This window comes from Megasphaera sp. UPII 135-E, from assembly GCF_000221545.1.
In the GTDB taxonomy this organism is placed as follows: Bacteria; Bacillota; Negativicutes; order Veillonellales; family Megasphaeraceae; genus Megasphaera; species Megasphaera hutchinsoni.
Genome location: NZ_AFUG01000016.1, coordinates 1 through 2073, shown reverse-complemented (window position 1 = coordinate 2073; position 2073 = coordinate 1). Strand labels below are relative to the sequence as shown.

Annotated in this window: 1 pseudogene; it reads left to right on the top strand. The window is 41.6% G+C overall.

Going from position 1 to position 2073, the window contains the following annotated elements:
- Nucleotides 1-2073, top strand: a pseudogene (locus HMPREF1040_RS08100) (hypothetical protein); the annotation flags it as partial.

The following is a 2073-nucleotide window of genomic DNA, read 5'->3' as shown; positions in this document are numbered from 1 at the left end:
GCCTTCGGTTTTGATGCCGGAAACGGTCTTGAAATCAGCAAAAACGGTAAGAAGATTACGTATGCACTGAAAGATGACATCGAAGTCGGGAAAGAAGGCAACGATGGTAAGGACGGTAAAATCACTGTCAATGGTAAAGACGGCGAAAAAGTTACTATTAACGGTAAGAATGGTGAAATCGGTATTCAAGGACCAAAAGGTGCTGATGGTAAGACAAATACCGTTACTATTTCTGGTAAAGACGGTACAATTGGAACAAATGGCAAAGATGGTAGCTCTGTTGTATTGAACGGTAAAGACGGATCCATCGGCATGAATGGTAAAGATGGTAAAAATGCGGTTACTATTACCAGTGGAGATGGTAAAGTAGGACTTGACGGTAAGGATGGAGAAACCCGTATTATCGTTAAAGAAGGCAACCATGTGAACGAAGTAGCCACCATGAATGATGGGTTGAAGTTCAAAGGCGATGATGGCACAGCGGTAGGCGTAAAACTAAATAATCAAGTAAATATCGTTGGCGGCGCTAAAATTGTTAAAGATCATGAAACCATCACCAACTTGACCGATAATAACATCGGCGTAGAATCCATTGTAGATGAAACAGATGGTAACAATGCGAAGATGAAGATACGTTTGGCGAAGAACCTTTCTGATTTGGAAGACATTACCTTTAACAGTAAAGATAAAACAAATCCGATGAAGATTGACGGCAATGCGAAGACTATCGAAAACATCAAGAAAATGACCTTCGGTAAAGATGGTAGTACAGACAGCATCACTGTAGATGGAGAAAATAAGGTAATTACCGGACTTTCCAATACAAAATTGCCAACTGATTTGACTAAAATGAAAGCGGATCAGGCAGCGAGCCAAGGTCAATTGAAGGAAGTCTTAGATAAAGCAACTGCTACCGATGATTTCTCTGTTAAGTATGATAAAAAAGCTACTGGTGAAGTCGACAAAAACTCTATTACCTTAGGTGGCGATACAAATGGCACAGTTATCAAGAATGTAAAAGCTGGCGATGTATCTGAAAACAGTAAAGAAGCTATCAATGGTAGTCAATTGTACAAGACAAATCAAGGTTTTGATATTTTGGTAGGTCAAGATACAGCCGATAACAGAGCTAACGTTGCTTTAGGTCAAGATAAGAAAGAAACTGTCGAATTTGCTGCAGGTAATAGTCTTGAAGTCACATTGGATAAGAATGCTAAGAAAGTTACCTATTCTTTGAAAGATGACATCGAAGTCGGCAAAGAAGGACAACCTGGACAAGCTGGCAAAGATGGCAAGGTGACTGTCAATGGTAAAGACGGTGAAAAAGTCACTATTGACGGTAAAGATGGTAAGATTGAAAGCAAGGCGAAAGATGGCACAACCGTTACAGTAAATGGTAAAGATGGTACAGTGGGCGCTAAAGGCACAGACGGTACAACTGTTATCATGAATGGTAAAGACGGTACGATTGGCGGTACAGGTACAGACGGTACCACTGTTACCATGAACGCGAAAGACGGTACAATCGGTGCGAAAGGCCCGAAAGGTGCTAATGGTAAGGATGGCGCGTCTGTTACTATCAATGGTAAAGATGGTACTACGATTATCAATGGTGCTACCGATGAAAACGGTAAGAAAAATACTATTTCTCTTGACGGTAAAGACGGCAAGATGGGCGTTACCGGCAAAGACGGCAATAGTGTTACATTGAATGGCCAAGATGGCTCTATCGGTATGAAGGGCAAAGATGGTACGAATGCAGTAAGCATTACTACACAAAATGGCAAAGTCGGCGTTGATGGCAAAGACGGAGAAACACGTCTTGTTGTCAAAGAAGGTACGAAGACGCATGAACTCGCAACCATGAATGACGGCATGCAATTTGCCGGCGACATCGGTAATGAAAATAAACTGAAGTTAAATCAGAAGCTTACCGTTACCGGTGGTATTACAGATAATGCTCAGTTGAGTCAAGATAACAATATCGGTGTCATCGCTGATGGTCAAAAGACATTAACACTTCGCTTAGCGAAAGAGCTTAAAGGCTTAGAGGGCATTACCTTCGGTGCTGGT